Raw genomic sequence first — 17,111 nt, 5'->3', positions numbered from 1 at the left:
TGCTGGATGCGCAGTTCGCTCACCGGGGGGGGCGGGGCTGGCGCGCATCATGGTGTCTGGTCTGACTTACTCTTCTTCGTAGACGCTGACTTCGACCGCTTCCATGGAGTAGGAAGCGGTGGCCATTTCGTGGCTGGAGCTGATAGTGCGCATCTTGCCTTTTACCCAGATGGCGTCCCACAGATCATCCACCGGCGCACCCTTGGGGTAGCTCACATAGATCACCTGATTGGTTGGCGGGGGCGGCACATGGATGCAGGCGCCAAAGTAGGGCACCAGCAGGAAGGCGGTGATCTTTTTGGCATCCCCCTCCAGCGGTACCACGAAGCCCGGGATCCGCACATTCTGCTGATCCAGCTTCTTGTTCACGCCGCCCACCGGCTGCGGTACCGACATGGGATCTTCGTGATTGACCTGGGGCGGTGGCAGCAGTCTTTCCCCTTCCGGGATCAGAACATCCCAGTCGATGGTTTTGTAATCGGCGGCCGTGGCGGGCAGCACCAGCAGGCTGGCCAGCAGCGCTACTATTTTCCACTTCATCATCTGTCTTTCTGTTCCTATTTTGGGCGTCTCGCTAGACGCGAATGCTCATGCCATCGCTCAGGCTGTAGCGGTAGGCGCGGGCGGCAGGGAGCAGGCCTATCACCATGCCCGCCAGCCACACCATGCCCAGCAACTGCCACTCGTAGGCGCTGGGCAGCCCCACGCTTAATTGCAGGCCATAGTGGCTGAGTAGCCAGGGGGTGGCAAGCCCCTGTCCCAGATAGAGTGCCGCCACCCCGAGGGCGATGCCGACCGTGGTGAGGGCCATCGCCTCCAGCGCCAGCAGCAGGAACAGGTGGGAGGGGCCAGCGCCCAGGGATCTCAAGATGGCCAGCTCGCGCCGCCGCTCGTTGAGCCCCGCCAGCAGGGTGGTCAGCATGCCGATGAGGCCAGCCACCACCACGAAGCCGGCGATCACCGACAGCGCCGTTTCCGCCACGCTCATCAGGCTCCACAGCTCCTGCAGGGCTGCCCCCGGCAGGATCGCCATCAGCGGCTCACCCCGGTAGGTGTTGACGCTGCGCTGCAGCTGGAATGCCAGGATGCGGTTGCTCAGCCCCACCATGAAGGCGGTGATGGTTTTGGGTGTCAGATCCTGCGCCAGCGCCTGTTCTGCGGTCACGTTCTTGCTGTGCCGGCCCGTGTCCCAGCCCAGATGGATCGCCTCGATACCGGCCAGTGGCACGTGGATGGTTCTGTCTATGGGGGTGCCGGTCGGTGCCAGGATCCCTACCACCCTGAACGGCAGATTGTCGTGCTGGCTGAACGAGGTGCTGCCTGCGCCGTGGGCGATGACGATGGACTGATCCAGCCGGTAGCCGAGCTTCTCGGCCACCTGGGCACCGAGCACCGCCTCGAATGGCGTGTCGAACGGCCGCCCCTCCCGCAGTTGTAGCGATTGCTGCTGACCGTACTTCAGGTGGGTGAAGTAGTCGCCAGTGGTGCCGAGCACCCGAAAGCCCCTGTGAGAATCACCGAGGGAGAGGGGGATGGTCCAGGCGACGCCGGGTTTTGTCTTGATGGCCTGATAGGCCTCCCACCCCACGTTGTTGGTGGGATTGCCGATGCGAAATACCGAGTAGAGCAGCAGGTTCACCTGGCCGGAGCGGGCACCGACGATAAGGTCGGTCCCCGAGACGGTATTGGAGAAACTCTCGCGGGCCTGGGTACGCACCCGCTCTACCCCGAGCAGCAGGGTGACGCTGATGGCCACGGCGAGCAGGGTGAGCCCGGCGGTGAGGCGGCGGGCCCAGAGACTTTGCAGGGCGAGCTTTAGCATACTGGCCTCCGGTTTTGTGGCTGTGATGCAGCCATTGGTGCGGGCCTGGCCCGGTAGATAGCGCTGCTATTGTGATTCAGCATATGGCCCTCCGGTTGAGCAGTTGCAGATTTTCCACTCGCGGGAAGAGCGGCTCGAGGTAGGGATCGTGACTGACGAAGATAAGGGTCGACCCCTGTTTATCACACTCCTCGAACAGCAGTTTGATGAAGGCGGACCGGTTGTCGGTATCGAGAGCCGAGGTGGGTTCATCGGCAATCACCAGCGGTGGCGAGCCTATCAGCGCCCGTGCGGCGGCCACCCGCTGTTGCTGGCCTATGCTCAGGGCATGGACGGGTCTGTGCAGCGCCTCGGCCGGCAGTTGCAGCTCCGCCAGCAGGCGGCGCGCCTCCTGTTCGGGGCTCCCCTGCAGGCGAGCCCGCTTCTCGGGCGAGAAGGTGAGGGCGGCGGTGACGTTGTCCAGCACCGATAAAAATGGCAGCAGATTGAACTGCTGGAAGATATAACCCAGATTGGCCGCCCGGAAGTGGTCACGGGCACGGCCGGATAGCTGGGCCAATGGCTGGCCCAGCACTGCCAGGGTGCCGTGGTTGGCGGTCTGGATCCCGGCAAGCAAGCCAAGCAGGGTCGACTTGCCGGAGCCCGATGGCCCCTTGATAAACACCCGTTCCCCCTCGTTGATGGTGAGGGCGGGCAGATCGAGTACAGGCTCGTGATCCGGCCAGGCGAAGGCCAGATCGCGGATCTCAACCACGGCTTTTTTCATGGTGTTACCAGCTCAGCTTGTTGGCGGACGGGGTCAGTTCGGCAGCAGTCTGGCCGGTGGGCAGTATGCCCTGCACGCTCAGCTTCTCCAGGCTCGGATAGACGCTGAACAGAGTCGCTTCCAGTCCGGTCAGTTTGGCCGGGGCCTCACAGGTATAGGTGTACATGGCACCCACATCGGCGTGACCCGCATCATCATGGTGGTGGTCATCATGATTGCTGCCAGCCTTTTTATGGTCATGGTCATGGTCATGGTCGTGATCATGCTCTTCCTTGGCGGCATTGAGCTCCTGCTGGGTCAGTTTGCAGCCAGCGGACGGGTCGAAGCGAAACAGGGCATCGGGTTGCTTGAGCTGAGCCATGGCCTTGGCGTATTGGGCCTTCTCCTCGTCGCTCTTGGCCGCGTGCTCGAAGCCCACCAGATCGGCGGCGGGCGCCTGCAGCTCGAGCATCAGCTGGTTGCCATCGAGCACCAGGTTGAGATGACCGTGGCCGTGCTCGTGGGCACCGTGCCCATGACTCTCATGCTCGTCGTGATTTGCTTGTACGCCAAAGGCGGCTGCGGCCAGTAACAGTGTGACTGCTTTCATCGTTAATCCTTTTGAAACCATTGATAAGAGAAATGTTCAGTGGGAGAAGCAATGAAAGTGCGGCGGAGCACGAATGCGGCAGTGGCCTGTAGGGGTGGAATCGATTGTGGGCAAGGCGGTATCGAGGTGCTTGCCGATGACAACATGCAGGACTGGGGTGGGCAAGTTGGGCGTCAGTGCCAGCTTGCCATCGAGATGGAGGGCGCAAAGGACGCAAGTGTGGCTATGACCGGGCTGGTCTGCTTCCAGCGGGTGTTGTGCCAGCGCCGGTTGCAACCACAACCAGCCCAGCAGCAACAACCAGATTTTCAGCTTGAAACGACCCATAGACCCTTATGAAAGGGGCGCCATCAGGGCCCCTTCTCTCTGATTCAGAGATGGGACTGGATGAGCCCCATCACGGTAGCAATGTTGTTGGCATCGAGCTGGCCATCTTTGGCAAACAGCACCTTGCCCTCTTTATCCAGCAGTATGATGGCCGAGCTTTCCGGCGCGAGATCCCAGGCGTTGCGGGCCATGCCTTTGGCATCCAGCACCATGGCGGACCAAGGGAACTCTTTCTTGCTGTCTTCGGCACTGCTCTTCACAAAGCCGGAAGTGCCCCAGATGGCGTCATTGCTGTTGATGATGGTGACTGTCTGGTACTTGTCGTGGGGCAACTTGGCCGCCTTGATCGCCTCGATCATGGGGGCGTTAAGCTCTTTGGCACTGGAGCGACCCGCGATGTGCTGGATCAGAAAGACTTTGCCAGTCAGTACCTTGCTTTGCCAGGGTTGGTAGCTGACCTCTTTTTCTTGCAGTACCAGCTCACCCTTGTCGCTGATGTTGACCAGCGGTACCTGGGCAGACTCCTTGATATTGTGAGCCATGACCAGTGTTGGCAGCAGCGCCAGAGTAAGTACGAGATGTTTCATCCTGATGACACTCCTTTTGTTATGTTATAACGATTTTTCACTTGAGGGAATGGGGCAGAACTCATCCTAAACTGATCGGATCTGTTTAAAAAGTGTTAAATAAGCTCGCGAGTGAGCCGCGCGGGCTGCCCGCCAGTGCAGAAAGCGGCTGGCAAAGGCGGCTAGGATGGCATGCAGTCGATAAAAATCAATTCGTTATCAACTGGTTTGAGGAGTGCGCTTCAGTTGAACCGGTTGTGGTGCAACCGGCATGGCGGGCGTGGCTCAGTACAAGGGTTCACTGATCAGCGGGATCTTGGCCATGGTCATCTGCTGGGCCAGCAGGGGTGAGCCGGTCAGCAGAACGTGGCGCTGATTGCCGATCACCAGGGTATCGCCTTTCAGGCCGCTGTCGGCCGTGATGGCCAGCCAGGCTGGCGAGACGCTGCCGATGCTGATGTTGGGGTATATGATGCTGAGCATGTATTGCGGCGCCAGCTCGGCCAGGAGGCTTGCCATCAGCAGCGCCTTCTCATCACTGTCGGCCTTGTTGTCCTTCAAGGCCTGCAGGGGGGGGGCGAAGTGATCCATCTGCTCGGGGGGGGTGGGGATGGCGCTGAGCCACTCCTGCAGCAGGCCGACGCTGGTGGCCAGATCCTTGGCGGAAAACTGCTTCGCTAGGGGCCTCAGGTCTCCTTTGAACTGGTAGAACAGTTGGGAGTAGTTGGGGCGTACGCAGGGCAGCTTGCTATTGGCCGGGTGCACACAGGGCACCACCCGCATCTGGTAGAAGGCATCGTCCTGATATTGCTGGTAGGCCTGCCAGAACAGGGTCGACTCCATGCTGTCGTCGTGCAGGGTGAAGGCCTGCTCCAGATTGCGAAACTTGGTGGCGGTCTCTGGACTGGTCTGGTTGATCAGGTTGATGCTGTTGTAAAGGCGCGGGCTGATGTAGGCGTAGAGTGTCTCCAGCGGATAGTTGAGGGAGGCATTGAGCTGGGTCATCTCGTGGCGGCTGGCGGACATGATGCGTTCGTCTGCATTCAGTCGCAGGTGCTTCTGCTGGCCGTCGGCAGACTGCCACTGCCAGCTCAGATTGACTTCGTTGGCGCCGACTGCGGATGCGAACACTAGACTTAATAACAGACCGTGTGCCAGTTTCATGATGTGCATCCTGCTCGAGGTGATACTAAACAACTAGGTGAGCTGGCCGGATTTGGATTAGCTTAGTTTTGATGATCTGGGTAACAGCCTGATAAGGCTTTAAATTTAATTCTGGAAATAAGTCATACAGGAAACCGTTATGAAGCGAATTCTACTGCTGTTGTTGCTGTCGGCCGCCTTGCCTGCGGCAGCGGGCCAGGTGTTCGTCAACAAGGGGATGTCCAGTGCGGATACCTTTGCCCTGCGGGACAAGCTGGCACGGGAGCATGAATGGCAGGAATGGCTGCGTTTTCAGCAGGCCATCAAGTGGCTGGAGGTATTGCCGGTCAACTGCGAGCTGATGAGTGTGCAGGGCGGGGGTTATCGCTGTGGTGGCGACTTTTATCGCCCCTATCGGCAGAATGGCCGTGACATCTACATCAAGGGCGATCCTGCTGGCGAGACGCGGAGTCTGCGCCCGCAACAGCCCATAAAAAAGGCGCCCTGAGGCGCCTTGTTGCGAGGGTACGCTTACTTGGCAGCGTAACGCTCGGCAGAGGTGACGATCTCGGCTTCGGCCGCAGCCTTGTCGCCCCAACCTTCCACCTTGACCCACTTGCCCGCTTCCAGCTCTTTGTAGCGCTCGAAGAAGTGCTGGATCTGGGCTTTCAGCAGCTCGGGCAGATCGTTCACATCCTTGATGTGGTCGTACTGCTTGGTCAGCTTGGAGTGCGGCACGGCCACGATCTTGGCATCTTCGCCAGATTCGTCGGTCATCTTCAGCACGCCAACCGGGCGGCAGCGAATGACGGAGCCGGCCAGCAACGGGTAGGGGGTCGGAACCAGAACGTCAACCGGATCACCATCCAGAGACAGGGTGGCGTTCACGTAACCGTAGTTGCACGGGTAGAACATAGGGGTCGACATGAAGCGATCAACGAAGATGGCACCGCTGTCCTTGTCGACTTCGTATTTGATCGGGTCGGCATTCTGCGGGATTTCGATGATGACGTAGATGTCGTCGGGCAGGCTCTTGCCAGCCGGTACCAGGTTCAGGCTCATGACGTTTCCTTCAATGTTGGAGTCAAGTTTGCAGGCCGATATTATAGCGATGTCGCGTCAAATGACCATATTTCAAGGGCACTGTGACAGCCTTGGCTGATGCCGTGCAGCCCGGGTCTGCCAAATGGTGGCCCGCTTGCCTGGGTCTATTGACGTCTCGTCACGCCCGCGGCTTGCGACCAAACGTCAACAGACCCTAGAATGCGCACTCCCTTTACTGGAAAAGGCAGCGGTATGCACATTCACATCCTCGGGATCTGCGGCACCTTCATGGGTGGTCTGGCGGTGTTGGCAAAACAGCTTGGTTATCGAGTCACCGGCTCGGATGCCAACGTCTATCCCCCCATGAGTACCCAGCTCGAGCAACAGGGCATCGAACTGACCGAGGGATATGACCCGTCCCAGCTTGATCCCGCGCCGGATCTGGTGGTGATCGGCAACGCCATGAGCCGTGGCAACCCCTGTGTTGAATATGTACTGGACCGCAATTTGCCCTATATCTCCGGCCCCCAGTGGCTGCTGGAACACGTGCTGCAGGATCGCTGGGTACTGGCCGTGGCGGGCACCCATGGCAAGACCACCACCGCCAGCATGCTGGCCTGGGTGCTCGAATACGCCAAGCTGGAACCGGGTTTTCTCATCGGCGGGGTACCGGGCAACTTCCCGGTTTCCGCCCGTCTCGGTTCTGCCCCCTTCTTCGTCATCGAAGCGGACGAGTATGACTGCGCCTTCTTCGACAAGCGCTCCAAGTTCGTCCATTACCACCCGCGTACCCTGGTGATGAACAACCTGGAATTCGACCACGCGGACATATTCCCGGATCTCGCCGCCATCCAGCGCCAGTTCCACCACCTGATGCGTACCGTGCCGAGCAATGGCCGGGTGTTGTTCCCGAAAGCAGATGATAACCTCACCGCCGTGCGCAAGATGGGCTGCTGGAGCGAGGTGGAGCTGGTAGGTCAGGACGATGCCAAGTGGAAAGCGATCAAGCTGGCCGAGGACGGCTCCGCCTTCGAGGTGTGGCTGGATGGGCAGAAGCAGGGCGAGGTGCACTGGGAGTGCATCGGCGAGCACAACGTCAACAACGGCCTGATGGCCATCGCCGCCGCCCGCCATGCCGGTGTCATGGTGGAGCATGGCATCGCGGCCCTCTGCCAGTTCAAGTCCCCCAAGCGGCGGATGGAGCTCAAGGGCGAGGTGGCAGGCATCAGCGTCTATGACGACTTTGCCCACCACCCGACTGCCATCGAGACCACCCTCGGCGGCCTGCGTGCCAAGGTGGGTGCGTCACGCATTCTGGCGGTGCTGGAGCCGCGCTCCAACACCATGAAGTTGGGGGTGCACAAGGAGGAGCTGGCCGGCTGCTTCACTGGCGCCGACGAGGTGTTCTTCTTCCAGCCACCCAACATCGGTTGGGATCTCGGCGAGGTGACAGCTCACATGAGCCGACCGGCCAAGGTGTTTAACGATCTGGAGACCCTGATCAACCGGCTGGTGGCCGAGAGCCGCGATGGCGATCATATTCTGATCATGAGCAACGGCGGCTTTGGCGGTATTCATGACAAGCTGATCGCCCGCCTCAAGGATTACCACGGCGAACTATGAACAAAGCGATCACTCTGGCACTGACCGGCGCCTCCGGCGCCCCCTACGCCCTGCGCCTGCTCCAGTGTCTGGTGCAGGCGGACTATCGGGTCTATCTGCTCGCCTCATCGGCGGCGAGAGTAGTGCTCAAGACCGAGCAGCAGCAAGATTGGCCGGGCTCACCGAAAGCGCTCTCTGCCCATCTCTGTCGCCAGTATGGCGCTAAAGAGGGTCAGATAATTGCCTGCGGCAAGGAGGAGTGGTTCTCGCCGGTGGCCTCTGGCTCGGCGGCTCCCAAGCAGATGGTGGTCTGCCCCTGCTCCATGGGCACCGTCTCAGCCATCGCCAACGGCGCTTCCGACAACTTGCTGGAGCGGGCGGCGGATGTGGTGATCAAAGAGCGCGGCCAGCTGATTCTGGTGCCCCGCGAGAGCCCTTTCTCCGCCATCCATCTGGAGAACATGCTCAAACTGGCGCGACTCGGGGTGACCATCATGCCGGCCGCACCCGGTTTCTATCATGAGCCGAAAAGTATCGAGGATCTGGTGGACTTCATGGTGGCGCGGATCCTGGATCACCTCGGAGTCGAGCACGCGCTGACCAGCCGCTGGGGCTATGCCAACGCTTGACCCGTGATTCATCACCTTGCTGGCGATCTCTGGCGACAGCGGCTGAACCGGTAGCAAAGGGACAAATAAAAGCGGCGCCGACATGAACAGTCTGGCGCCGTTTGTCATTCACGAGGCGGGTTAGGCGGCCTGGATGGGGGCTGTCACGTACTTGAACAGAAAATCGGTCACATCTTCCCGTGACGGGCGTTGTGGCTGGTTGATCATCTGCATCATGACGTAACCAAAACCGGTCAGGGAGCGAGCCAGGTCCTGGGCGGACAGCACACTCTGGATCTCACCGGCATCCATGGCTCGTTGCAAATGGGGCGCGATGCGCTCCAATGCCTTGTCCAGCAGCTTGGCATAACGGGGCCAGACTTCTTCCCGCACCGATGAACTCCACTCCAGCCAGATGCTGGCATGGTCGGGTTGATCGTAGGCTGCATCGACAAACAGCTTCACATGACGACGAATACTGTCGTTGATTGGACCCTGGCCGGTATAGGCCTGTTCCAGCATCTGGTGAACGAAGCGTTCGATCTCGGCCAACACTTCATCCACCAGCTCTTCGCGAGTGTTGAAATAGTTGAACACGGTAGCTACCGAGACTTTGGCCTGTTCTGCTATCTCGGCGTGACCCGCACGGCCTATGCCGCGACGGGAGAACACCTCGATGGCACATTCCATCAATTGAGTGCGACGAGCTTCCGGAGAAAGCCGGGTTCGACGTCTTATTTCTGCGCGTGGTTCCATAGTTTTTTCATCTAATAGTTATTGATTATGGTGTTTATAGTATTGTCACCGATAATGCCCGAGAGCCTGCTAACTCTATCAATTAAAATAAGCCGATAAAAGCATCACGTATGCCTGACGCCTCTCGGCTTGGATGGTAGAATCCTCGGTTTTGACGTTAATGAACGGCCAAATCCCTTTGGCCATGAGGGAGTAAGTGATGAAACACACCGTCGAGGTGATGATCTCCGAGGCCGATGTGGCCGCCCGGATCGCCAAATTGGGTGAAGAGATCACCGCCCGTTATCAGGGTTCTGACGAAGTGGTCATGATTGGCCTGCTGCGTGGCTCCTGCGTCTTCCTGGCCGACTTGTGCCGCCAGACCCCGCTGCCCGTCACCCTGGATTTTATGACCGCCTCCAGCTATGGCTCCGGCCTGCGCAGTACCCGTGACGTTCGCATCCTCAAAGATCTGGATGACGACATCAAAGGCAAGGACGTGTTGATCGTCGAGGACATCATCGACACCGGCTACACCCTCAACAAGGTGCGTGAAATCCTGTCACTGCGCGAGCCGAAATCCCTCGCCATCTGCACCCTGCTGGACAAGCCGTCCCGTCGCGAGGTGCAGGTGCCGGTGGACTGGATCGGTTTCTCCATTCCGGACGAATTCGTGGTGGGTTGTGGTATCGACTACGCCCAGAAGTACCGTAATCTGCCGTTCATCGGCAAGGTAGTACCGCAAGAGTAAGCAAGGTCCAGGAATATCACGGGCTAGGTGGCCGAGCGCCATTTTTGTCTGCAAGGCGGCCCCGGCCGCCTTTTCTGTATCGAGATGGGATCCGCCATCACAGGGGTTGCAATGAACGCACTGGAAATAAGCGGCCTGAAAAAGACCTATCAGGGGGGCGTGGAAGCCCTTAAAGGCATAGATCTGACCGTCAAGCAGGGGGATTTCTTCGCCCTGCTCGGCCCCAACGGGGCAGGCAAGTCCACCACCATCGGCATCATCAGCTCGCTGGTGAACAAGAGCGCCGGCAAGGTGAAGGTGTTTGGCTACGACATCGACAGCGATCTCGAGCAGGCCAAGGCCCAGCTCGGCCTGGTGCCACAGGAGTTCAACTTCAGTCAGTTTGAGAAGGTGATCCAGATTGTCACCCATCAGGCCGGTTTCTACGGCGTGCCCAAGGCCGAAGCCAAGATCCGCGCCGAGAAATACCTGCGTCAGCTCGATCTGTGGGACAAGCGTGACATGCCGGCCCGCACTCTCTCCGGTGGCATGAAGCGTCGGCTGATGATAGCCCGCGCCCTGATGCACGAGCCCAGATTGCTGATCCTGGACGAACCGACCGCCGGGGTGGATATCGAGATCCGCCGCTCCATGTGGACCTTCCTCAAAGAGCTCAACGAGCAGGGGGTCACCATCATACTCACCACTCACTATCTGGAAGAGGCCGAGATGCTGTGCCGCAACATTGGCATCATCGACAAGGGGCGGCTGATTGAAAATACCAGCATGAAGAAGCTGCTCGGCAAGCTGGGCCGCGAGACCTTCATGTTGGATCTGGCACCGGGCTCCGCCGTGCCGAATGTGCCCGAGTTCAACGGCCGCATGCTGGATGAGCGCACTCTGGAAGTGGATCTGGACAAGAGTCAGTCTCTCAATAGCCTGTTCGAGCAGCTGTCGGGCCAGCAGGTGCAGGTGTTGAGCATGCGCAACAAGGCCAATCGACTGGAAGAGCTGTTCGTCAGTCTGGTCGAGGAGGGGAGAAAAGCATGAATCTGACCACGTATTACATCGCCTTCAAGAGCATTCTGGCCAAGGAGGTGAGCCGCTTCACCCGGATCTGGATCCAGACCCTGGTGCCCCCCGCCATCACCATGAGCCTCTATTTTGTCATCTTCGGCAACCTCATCGGCTCGCGCATCGGTGACATGGGGGGGGTCAGCTACATGGAGTTCATCGTGCCTGGACTCATCATGATGTCGGTGATCACCAACTCCTACTCCAACGTCGCTTCCTCCTTCTTCAGCGCCAAGTTCCAGCGCAATGTGGAGGAGCTGCTGGTGGCGCCCGTGCCCAACTACGTCATCATCGCCGGTTACGTGGGGGGAGGCGTGGCGCGTGGCCTCTGTGTCGGCCTCATCGTCACCCTGGTGTCGCTGTTCTTCGTGCCGCTGCAGATCCACCATCTGTTCAGTGTCTGCTTTACCGTGCTGCTGACCGCCATCCTCTTCTCGCTGGGGGGGCTGATCAACGCCGTGTTTGCCAAGACCTTCGACGACATCAGCATCATCCCCACCTTCGTGCTGACGCCGCTCACTTATCTGGGCGGGGTGTTTTACTCCATCAGCCTGCTGCCGCCCTTCTGGCATGGGGTCTCCCAGGTGAACCCCATCATCTACATGGTGAACGCGTTCCGCTACGGTTTCCTCGGTATCTCTGACGTGCCGCTCGGCACCGCCTACCTCATCATCATCGGCTTCATCGCCGCGCTCTACGGACTGGCCTGGTGGCTCATCTCCCGCGGTACCGGGCTGCGGCACTGAGTTGTACTCAAAACGGGGCGTCCATTCGGGCGCCCTGTTTCTTTTTGCGTTCGCGGATCCCGGTGGTTGCCGGGGGGGCACCATGCCCTATGAGGGCGTCTGCTCGTATGGTTCCAGTGCAGGTCAGCGCTGGGGACCTCGTTCTGCGCCGGCTCATCACGGTAGACGCAGACGTTCTACTTGGCAGTCAGACCATCATCGGCCAGGCCGTTACGCCAGGTCTCTTTAAAGACGATGGGGAAACGCCCCTTCGGCAAACGGAGTGGCGATGTGGCGGGTGACTATGTATTGCTGGCCGCCATCTTCATGCAGGATATGGCAGCACCTGAAACCGGGCCTGCTCCTGGCCAGACTTGGGCAGGAACAGGAAGAGGCAATAAACCTCTTGGAGATGAAACTCTCCAGGTTGTGACTGACTCAGGCGTGCTGAAGCGTGACCACGCGGTTGTCGATGAGGCGGGCCTTGCCGAGATAGGCCGCCATCAGGATCACCAGTTGCTGGCTCTGGTCGGTGGCGGATTCCAGGGTCACGGCATCGACGATGTCGATGGCGTCGGTACGGAAACCTGCGTTATCGAGGCGCTGGCTGGCCTGCGCCACCAGAGAGGGCAGGTGGTGATCGGCCCCTGCGATCTGCTCGGCAATCCAGTTCATGGTGCGTGCCAGCTCGGGGGCCAGCGCCCGCTCGGCGGCGGTCAGGTAGCCGTTGCGTGACGACAGAGCCAGCCCGTCTTCGGCCCGCACCGTGGGCACGCCGACGATCTCGATGGGCATGGCCATGTCGGCCACCATCTTGCGAATGAGCGCCAGCTGCTGGTAATCCTTCTGGCCGAAACAGGCCACATCCGGCTGTACCAGATTGAACAGCTTGGTCACCACTGTGCTGACGCCACGAAAATGCCCCGGACGCAGCGCTCCTTCCAGCAGGCCGGATAGACCCGGCACCTCGACGAAGGTTTGGCTCGCCAGCCCCTGCGGATACATGATCTCCGGCGTCGGGGTGAACACCATGTCGACGCCAGCGGCTTCCAGTGCAGCGCAATCCTGCTCCAGGGTGCGCGGATAGTTGACGAGATCCTCTGCCTTGTCGAACTGCATGGGGTTGACAAAGATGCTGACCACCACCTTACCGGCATGGCGGTGCGCCTCTTTCACCAGCGTCAGGTGCCCCTGATGGAGGTTGCCCATGGTGGGGACGAATGCGATGGCACGCCCTTCACGGCGCCATTGGCCGATCTGTTCACGCAGAGCGGCAGGATTGTTAACGACCAACATCGGCAGTTCACCTTCGGAAATATCAAACAGAGAAAACGGGTTGCATCAGCGGGCAAGGGACAGCGAAACGGGGGCTTGTGCCCCCGCTCTCATCCATCGCGCCGGATCAGTTGAAACAGTGTTCGGGGCCGGGGAAGGTCCCCTCGCTCACTTGCTGCACATAGAGTCGGATGGCGGCACGTATGTCACCGGTCTCGGCCAGGAAGTTCTTGGTGAACTTGGGCACGTAACCTGAGGTGATGCCTAAGGCATCGTGCATTACCAGGATCTGGCCATCGGTGGCGGGACCGGCACCGATGCCGATCACCGGGATGCGCAGCGCCTTGGTGAGGCGTTCGGTAAGGGCGACCGGTACGCACTCGAGCACCAGCATCTGGATGCCGGCTGCTTGCAGTTCGAGGGCCTGACGGTAGATCTCCTGGGCCTGGAACTCGTCGCGACCTTGCACCTTGAAGCCGCCAAACACATGGACGGATTGGGGGGTGAGGCCGAGGTGGCCACAGACAGGCACGCCATTGCGAGTCAGGTGGCGAATGCTGTCACACAGCCAGTCGCCCCCTTCCACCTTCACCATGCGGGCTCCGGCGGCCATCAGGCGGGCGGCGTTCTGGTAAGTCTGATCCGAAGTGGCATAGCTCATGAACGGCATGTCGGCGACGACCAGCGCCTTGCTGGCACCACGCGCCACACAGCGGGTGTGATAGACCATCTCATCCATGTTGACCGCCAGGGTGTCCTGACCCCCTTGCAGCACCATGCCCAGCGAATCGCCGATGAGCAGCACGTGGGCCCCTTCGTCGTCGAACAGCTTGGCAAAGGTGGCATCATAGGCGGTGATGGCGGTGATGCGTTGCCCTTCCTGCTTCATCTTCAGCAGGCTGGTGGTGGTGATCTTGCTCATAACGTTGCTCCTACTCGCCGCGTGTGTCTGTGAGGATCACAAGGGCGTCGATGGCTCTGCTCATCAGGGTTCCCCTATGTCTGCACCGGGGGCAATGATGGCAAGATCATTGTGCGGGCAGCGGGCAACCAGTTGTGCGAGCGGGGTGCCGCAGGGCAGCACCAGAGCGGGCGCAATCTCGGCAAGGGGTAGCAGTACGAACGCCCGCTCCTTCATGCCGTAATGGGGAACGACGAGGCGCTCATGCCTGATGATCCGATCGCCATAGAGCAGCAGATCGAGATCCAGGGTTCTGGGCCCCCAACGCTCATCCTTGCGCACACGTCCCTGTTCCAGCTCGATTTTTTGCAGTTGATCCAGCAAGGCCAGAGGGCCGAGCCGGGTATTCAGCCGCACCACGGCATTGACGTAGTCCGGCTGATCCGCAGGGCCCATGGGGCGGCTGCTGTAAAACGAGGAGGCCTGCTGCAACCGGGACTCCGGCAGCGCCGCCAGTGCGTCGACGGCGCGGCGAGCCTGACCCAAGGGGTCAGCCAGATTGGAGCCGATCGCAACGAAGACCTCCGTCATGACGCTGGTGGTCACTGCGCCGCTTTCGGTTTGCGACGGCGCGGGCGACGACGACTGCGGCTGTTGCTATCACGTTTCTCGCCGTCACCGCTACGGGGTTCACCGGCTTGGGCATGCTCGCCGCTCGCAGGGCGGCGGGTCGCTTCCCGTTGCAGTTGCGGGCGTACATCCGGATTGGACTCCACATAGAGTTCCCACCAGCTGGCGAGTTCGCCGAGGCCGCGTTCGACCCGGTTACGCAGCAAGAGGAAGTCGTAGGCTGCGCGGAATTTCGGGTGTTCCATGGCCCGCTCGGGGTGACGACCCTGACGGCGGGTCAGTCGCTGTTGCAGGGCCCAGATGTCGCGGACATCGGTGGTGAAACGGCGCGGTACGGCGATGATCCGCACCTGGTTGTCCAGCACCTCGTTGATGGCCAGCATGAAGGCGTCGTGCCAGGGCAGACCGCTCTCATTTTCCAGCACGCGGGCGCGGGCTTCGACACAGCCCCACAGCAGGGTGGCGTAGAGGAAGGCCGGGGTGACCCGCTTGTCTGCGCGCACCCGGGTGTCGGTATCGAGCAGCGCCAGTTCGATGAACTGCTCGAACGGCGAGGTGCCGTGGGGAGTGAACAGGGCGGCTACCTGCGGGAACAGCGGCTGGAACAACCCGTATTCGCGCATCAGCTTGTAGGTCGCCAGGCCATCGCCAGCCAGGAACAGCTTGAGGGTCTCCTCAAACAGGCGGGCGGCGGGGATATCCTGCAGCAGTGATGCCAGCTCCTTGATGGGGGTGGCACTGCGTGGGCTGATGGTCATGTCCAGCTTGGCGGCGAAACGCACGGCGCGCAGCATGCGCACCGGATCCTCACGATAGCGGGTCTCGGGATCGCCGATCAGCTCCAGCTTGCGCTGGGCGAGATCCTCTATGCCGCCCTCGAAATCGTGCAGGGTGAAATCTCTGGCGCTGTAGTAGAGGGCGTTGACGGTGAAATCGCGACGCTCTGCATCCTCTTCAATGGTGCCGTAGACGTTGTCGCGCAGCAGCATGCCTTCATCAGACTGGGCCGACACATGCTTGCTGGTATTGACCTGATGGTGGTGACCCCGGAAGGTGGCCACTTCGATCACGTCACGACCAAAGACGATGTGGGCCAGGCGGAAGCGGCGGCCAATCAGGCGGCAGTTGCTGAACAGCGCCTTGATCTGCTCCGGCGTCGCGTTGGTCGCGATGTCGAAATCCTTTGGCGTCCTCCCGAGCAGCAGATCCCGGACGCCCCCGCCGACCAGGTAGGCATCATAGCCACCCTTGTTCAGGCGATAGAGCACCTTGAGCGCATTCTCGCTGATCTCTTTGCGCGAGATGGGGTGCTGGTCACGGCTTAAGGTACGGCGTTGCCCGGTTACGTGGGCTGGGATGGGAGACTCCACCGACTGCTCGCCGTCTTCCTTGCCGAGCACCTTGCGGCAAAAGTTTGCGATCTGGGAAAAAATGGTACACCTCTTCATGACTTCAAATTGACGGGAGGCCAAAAAATAGCGGCCTATCATAGCTCAGGCCTGACTAAATGAAAAACGATGTGGTTCATTCAAAAAGTTCAGGCTTGGCTAAACAAAAAATTGTGTTGTCCATGTCAGCACGCTTAGGTCTGACCCAATGCAAAGCCTGGTGCTCCCTGTGCCAGGCTGATCTTCTCTCTGGCTGGAACCCGGTCGAGCCGCCAGTGGTTAATGCCCCAGCCGATGATCTCGTCAATGCGGCTCGCCATCAGTTCGGGGGGCGGGCATTGACCGAGAAAGTGCAGCGCCTGCCACAGGGCCGGCCTGACCTCGTCCAGCGCCAGTGCCGGCGCATGGTTCTGCTTCGACAACTTGTGGCCATCTGCCAGCACCGCCAGTGGCAGGTGCACCCAGGCGGGGACGCTAGCCCCCAGCGTCTGGTAGAGGGCAACCTGGCGCACCGTGGGCTCCAGCAGATCGGCACCACGTACTATCTCTGTGATGCCGCTGTCCATGTCGTCCACCACCACCGCCAGGTTATAGGCGTAGAGGCCATCCCGACGGCGTATGATGAAGTCCTCTTCGGCCAGCGCCGCAGGAACCGCAATGCGGCCCTGCAACCCATCCTCGAAATGGTAGACCGGATGGTGCTGGCGCAGCCGAGCGGCGCATCCCTCGGCCCCGAGACCAAGATCGCGACAGTGGCCGCGGTACAAGCCGCCGCCCGCCATGATCTCGCGCCGGGTACAGCGGCACCAGTAGAGATCGCCAGCCTGATAGAGCTGCCTGATGATCTCGTCATAACGGCCATGACGCTGGCTCTGGTACATCACTTCCCCATCCCACTCCAAGCCGTGGGCCGCCAAGGTCTGCAGTATGAGCGACGCGGCACCGGCCATCTCCCGTGGCGGATCTATGTCTTCGATCCGCACCAGCCAGCGCCCCTGTTGCGCCCTGGCCTGCAAGAAACTGCCGAGCGCCGCAATCAGGGAGCCAAAATGGAGCGGGCCTGACGGGGAGGGGGCAAAGCGACCTGTATAGGGGCGAGTCTGGGGCGACGGGAGTGTATTCACGGGCATGGCAATTAGGGCAAGCGATTCATTGAAGCTGCATTCTGGGACGCCCCGACCAAAAG

General features: G+C 60.4%; 20 protein-coding genes. 6 read left to right on the top strand and 14 right to left on the bottom strand.

Annotation, left to right across the window (positions count from 1 at the left end):
- Window positions 1–66: 66 nt before the first annotated feature.
- The 7 genes from WJM78_RS17030 to WJM78_RS17000 all read right to left on the bottom strand — a co-directional run bounded on the left by WJM78_RS17030 (window position 67) and on the right by WJM78_RS17000 (window position 5,234).
- The gene (locus WJM78_RS17030; protein WP_339010736.1) at window positions 67–543 is read right to left on the bottom strand and encodes a DUF3299 domain-containing protein; all 477 of its coding nucleotides are present in this window, start codon (window positions 541–543) and stop codon (window positions 67–69) included.
- Window positions 544–574: 31 nt separating this feature from the next.
- The gene (locus WJM78_RS17025) at window positions 575–1,822 is read right to left on the bottom strand and encodes an ABC transporter permease (RefSeq protein ID WP_339010735.1); all 1,248 of its coding nucleotides are present in this window, start codon (window positions 1,820–1,822) and stop codon (window positions 575–577) included.
- Window positions 1,823–1,898: 76 nt separating this feature from the next.
- A complete protein-coding gene (locus WJM78_RS17020; protein WP_042037280.1) occupies window positions 1,899–2,588 on the bottom strand; it encodes an ABC transporter ATP-binding protein in 690 nt (229 codons plus the stop codon).
- A gap of 4 nt (window positions 2,589–2,592) precedes the next feature.
- On the bottom strand, window positions 2,593–3,177 hold the full coding sequence (locus tag WJM78_RS17015; RefSeq protein WP_339010731.1) for a DUF2796 domain-containing protein: 585 nt from the start codon (window positions 3,175–3,177) through the stop codon (window positions 2,593–2,595).
- Between the two features lie 36 nt (window positions 3,178–3,213).
- Complete coding sequence (locus tag WJM78_RS17010) at window positions 3,214–3,504, bottom strand: hypothetical protein (RefSeq protein WP_084204657.1); 291 nt, start codon at window positions 3,502–3,504, stop codon at window positions 3,214–3,216.
- 44 nt (window positions 3,505–3,548) lie between these two features.
- Complete coding sequence (locus WJM78_RS17005; RefSeq protein WP_042037275.1) at window positions 3,549–4,091, bottom strand: YtfJ family protein; 543 nt, start codon at window positions 4,089–4,091, stop codon at window positions 3,549–3,551.
- Window positions 4,092–4,355: 264 nt separating this feature from the next.
- Window positions 4,356–5,234: a hypothetical protein gene (locus WJM78_RS17000; RefSeq protein WP_339010729.1), complete on the bottom strand. Its 879-nt coding sequence runs from the start codon at window positions 5,232–5,234 to the stop codon at window positions 4,356–4,358.
- 124 nt (window positions 5,235–5,358) lie between these two features.
- Between WJM78_RS17000 and WJM78_RS16995 the strand changes: the two genes are divergently transcribed.
- A complete protein-coding gene (locus WJM78_RS16995) occupies window positions 5,359–5,721 on the top strand; it encodes a hypothetical protein (protein ID WP_422388454.1) in 363 nt (120 codons plus the stop codon).
- A gap of 23 nt (window positions 5,722–5,744) precedes the next feature.
- On the opposite strand, the gene ppa is transcribed toward WJM78_RS16995, so the two are convergent.
- Entirely contained in the window at window positions 5,745–6,275 is a 531-nt protein-coding gene (gene ppa, locus WJM78_RS16990) for an inorganic diphosphatase (protein WP_005313216.1), read from the bottom strand.
- A 234-nt stretch (window positions 6,276–6,509) separates the two neighbouring features.
- Between ppa and mpl the strand changes: the two genes are divergently transcribed.
- The gene (gene mpl / locus WJM78_RS16985; protein WP_339010725.1) at window positions 6,510–7,880 is read left to right on the top strand and encodes a UDP-N-acetylmuramate:L-alanyl-gamma-D-glutamyl-meso-diaminopimelate ligase; all 1,371 of its coding nucleotides are present in this window, start codon (window positions 6,510–6,512) and stop codon (window positions 7,878–7,880) included.
- Window positions 7,877–8,488, top strand: a complete 612-nt coding sequence (locus WJM78_RS16980; RefSeq protein ID WP_108537513.1) for a flavin prenyltransferase UbiX — start codon at window positions 7,877–7,879, stop codon at window positions 8,486–8,488. Before mpl ends, WJM78_RS16980 begins: the two co-directional genes overlap by 4 nt.
- A 120-nt stretch (window positions 8,489–8,608) precedes the next feature.
- Here the strand turns inward: WJM78_RS16980 and WJM78_RS16975 are convergent, their stop codons facing one another.
- Window positions 8,609–9,223, bottom strand: a complete 615-nt coding sequence (locus WJM78_RS16975; RefSeq protein WP_108537512.1) for a TetR/AcrR family transcriptional regulator — start codon at window positions 9,221–9,223, stop codon at window positions 8,609–8,611.
- A 199-nt stretch (window positions 9,224–9,422) separates the two neighbouring features.
- Here WJM78_RS16975 and hpt point away from each other — a divergent pair, with 199 nt between their 5' ends.
- The 3 genes from hpt to WJM78_RS16960 all read left to right on the top strand — a co-directional run bounded on the left by hpt (window position 9,423) and on the right by WJM78_RS16960 (window position 11,752).
- Window positions 9,423–9,953 carry a hypoxanthine phosphoribosyltransferase gene (hpt, locus tag WJM78_RS16970; protein ID WP_042038495.1) on the top strand — a complete coding sequence of 177 codons (531 nt, stop codon included), beginning with the start codon at window positions 9,423–9,425 and terminating at the stop codon, window positions 9,951–9,953.
- Between the two features lie 111 nt (window positions 9,954–10,064).
- Window positions 10,065–10,982: an ABC transporter ATP-binding protein gene (locus WJM78_RS16965; RefSeq protein WP_339010723.1), complete on the top strand. Its 918-nt coding sequence runs from the start codon at window positions 10,065–10,067 to the stop codon at window positions 10,980–10,982.
- Window positions 10,979–11,752 (top strand): ABC transporter permease, encoded by a 774-nt coding sequence (locus WJM78_RS16960; protein WP_042038497.1) that lies wholly within the window; start codon window positions 10,979–10,981, stop codon window positions 11,750–11,752. The genes WJM78_RS16965 and WJM78_RS16960 overlap by 4 nt, the downstream gene beginning before the upstream one ends.
- 417 nt (window positions 11,753–12,169) lie before the next feature.
- Here the strand turns inward: WJM78_RS16960 and panC are convergent, their stop codons facing one another.
- The 5 genes from panC to gluQRS form a co-directional block, all read right to left on the bottom strand.
- Window positions 12,170–13,027, bottom strand: a complete 858-nt coding sequence (gene panC / locus WJM78_RS16955) for a pantoate--beta-alanine ligase (protein WP_339010721.1) — start codon at window positions 13,025–13,027, stop codon at window positions 12,170–12,172.
- Between the two features lie 106 nt (window positions 13,028–13,133).
- The gene (gene panB, locus WJM78_RS16950) at window positions 13,134–13,928 is read right to left on the bottom strand and encodes a 3-methyl-2-oxobutanoate hydroxymethyltransferase (protein ID WP_339010719.1); all 795 of its coding nucleotides are present in this window, start codon (window positions 13,926–13,928) and stop codon (window positions 13,134–13,136) included.
- Between the two features lie 63 nt (window positions 13,929–13,991).
- The gene (gene folK / locus WJM78_RS16945; RefSeq protein ID WP_339015904.1) at window positions 13,992–14,498 is read right to left on the bottom strand and encodes a 2-amino-4-hydroxy-6-hydroxymethyldihydropteridine diphosphokinase; all 507 of its coding nucleotides are present in this window, start codon (window positions 14,496–14,498) and stop codon (window positions 13,992–13,994) included.
- A gap of 11 nt (window positions 14,499–14,509) precedes the next feature.
- A complete protein-coding gene (gene pcnB, locus WJM78_RS16940; protein ID WP_339010718.1) occupies window positions 14,510–15,985 on the bottom strand; it encodes a polynucleotide adenylyltransferase PcnB in 1,476 nt (491 codons plus the stop codon).
- 134 nt (window positions 15,986–16,119) lie between these two features.
- A complete protein-coding gene (gene gluQRS, locus WJM78_RS16935) occupies window positions 16,120–17,055 on the bottom strand; it encodes a tRNA glutamyl-Q(34) synthetase GluQRS (protein ID WP_339010717.1) in 936 nt (311 codons plus the stop codon).
- Between the last annotated feature and the right edge of the window lie 56 nt (window positions 17,056–17,111).

Origin of the sequence: Aeromonas popoffii (assembly GCF_037818705.1) — a bacterium.
In the GTDB taxonomy this organism is placed as follows: Bacteria; Pseudomonadota; Gammaproteobacteria; order Enterobacterales; family Aeromonadaceae; genus Aeromonas; species Aeromonas popoffii.
The sequence above is the reverse complement of the archived record's forward strand: the minus strand, read 5'-3'. Positions and strand labels throughout refer to the sequence as shown.

Bases quoted from the DNA above. Each gene is read 5' to 3' on its own strand.
- WJM78_RS17030 (WP_339010736.1), bottom strand. From the start codon at position 543: ATGATGAAGTGGAAAATAGTAGCGCTGCTGGCCAGCCTGCTGGTGCTG.
- WJM78_RS17025 (WP_339010735.1), bottom strand. From the start codon at position 1,822: ATGCTAAAGCTCGCCCTGCAAAGTCTCTGGGCCCGCCGCCTCACCGCC.
- WJM78_RS17020 (WP_042037280.1), bottom strand. From the start codon at position 2,588: ATGAAAAAAGCCGTGGTTGAGATCCGCGATCTGGCCTTCGCCTGGCCG.
- WJM78_RS17015 (WP_339010731.1), bottom strand. From the start codon at position 3,177: ATGAAAGCAGTCACACTGTTACTGGCCGCAGCCGCCTTTGGCGTACAA.
- WJM78_RS17010 (WP_084204657.1), bottom strand. From the start codon at position 3,504: ATGGGTCGTTTCAAGCTGAAAATCTGGTTGTTGCTGCTGGGCTGGTTG.
- WJM78_RS17005 (WP_042037275.1), bottom strand. From the start codon at position 4,091: ATGAAACATCTCGTACTTACTCTGGCGCTGCTGCCAACACTGGTCATG.
- WJM78_RS17000 (WP_339010729.1), bottom strand. From the start codon at position 5,234: ATGAAACTGGCACACGGTCTGTTATTAAGTCTAGTGTTCGCATCCGCA.
- ppa (WP_005313216.1), bottom strand. From the start codon at position 6,275: ATGAGCCTGAACCTGGTACCGGCTGGCAAGAGCCTGCCCGACGACATC.
- mpl (WP_339010725.1), top strand. From the start codon at position 6,510: ATGCACATTCACATCCTCGGGATCTGCGGCACCTTCATGGGTGGTCTG.
- WJM78_RS16980 (WP_108537513.1), top strand. From the start codon at position 7,877: ATGAACAAAGCGATCACTCTGGCACTGACCGGCGCCTCCGGCGCCCCC.
- WJM78_RS16975 (WP_108537512.1), bottom strand. From the start codon at position 9,223: ATGGAACCACGCGCAGAAATAAGACGTCGAACCCGGCTTTCTCCGGAA.
- hpt (WP_042038495.1), top strand. From the start codon at position 9,423: ATGAAACACACCGTCGAGGTGATGATCTCCGAGGCCGATGTGGCCGCC.
- WJM78_RS16965 (WP_339010723.1), top strand. From the start codon at position 10,065: ATGAACGCACTGGAAATAAGCGGCCTGAAAAAGACCTATCAGGGGGGC.
- WJM78_RS16960 (WP_042038497.1), top strand. From the start codon at position 10,979: ATGAATCTGACCACGTATTACATCGCCTTCAAGAGCATTCTGGCCAAG.
- panC (WP_339010721.1), bottom strand. From the start codon at position 13,027: ATGTTGGTCGTTAACAATCCTGCCGCTCTGCGTGAACAGATCGGCCAA.
- panB (WP_339010719.1), bottom strand. From the start codon at position 13,928: ATGAGCAAGATCACCACCACCAGCCTGCTGAAGATGAAGCAGGAAGGG.
- folK (WP_339015904.1), bottom strand. From the start codon at position 14,498: ATGACGGAGGTCTTCGTTGCGATCGGCTCCAATCTGGCTGACCCCTTG.
- pcnB (WP_339010718.1), bottom strand. From the start codon at position 15,985: ATGAAGAGGTGTACCATTTTTTCCCAGATCGCAAACTTTTGCCGCAAG.
- gluQRS (WP_339010717.1), bottom strand. From the start codon at position 17,055: ATGCCCGTGAATACACTCCCGTCGCCCCAGACTCGCCCCTATACAGGT.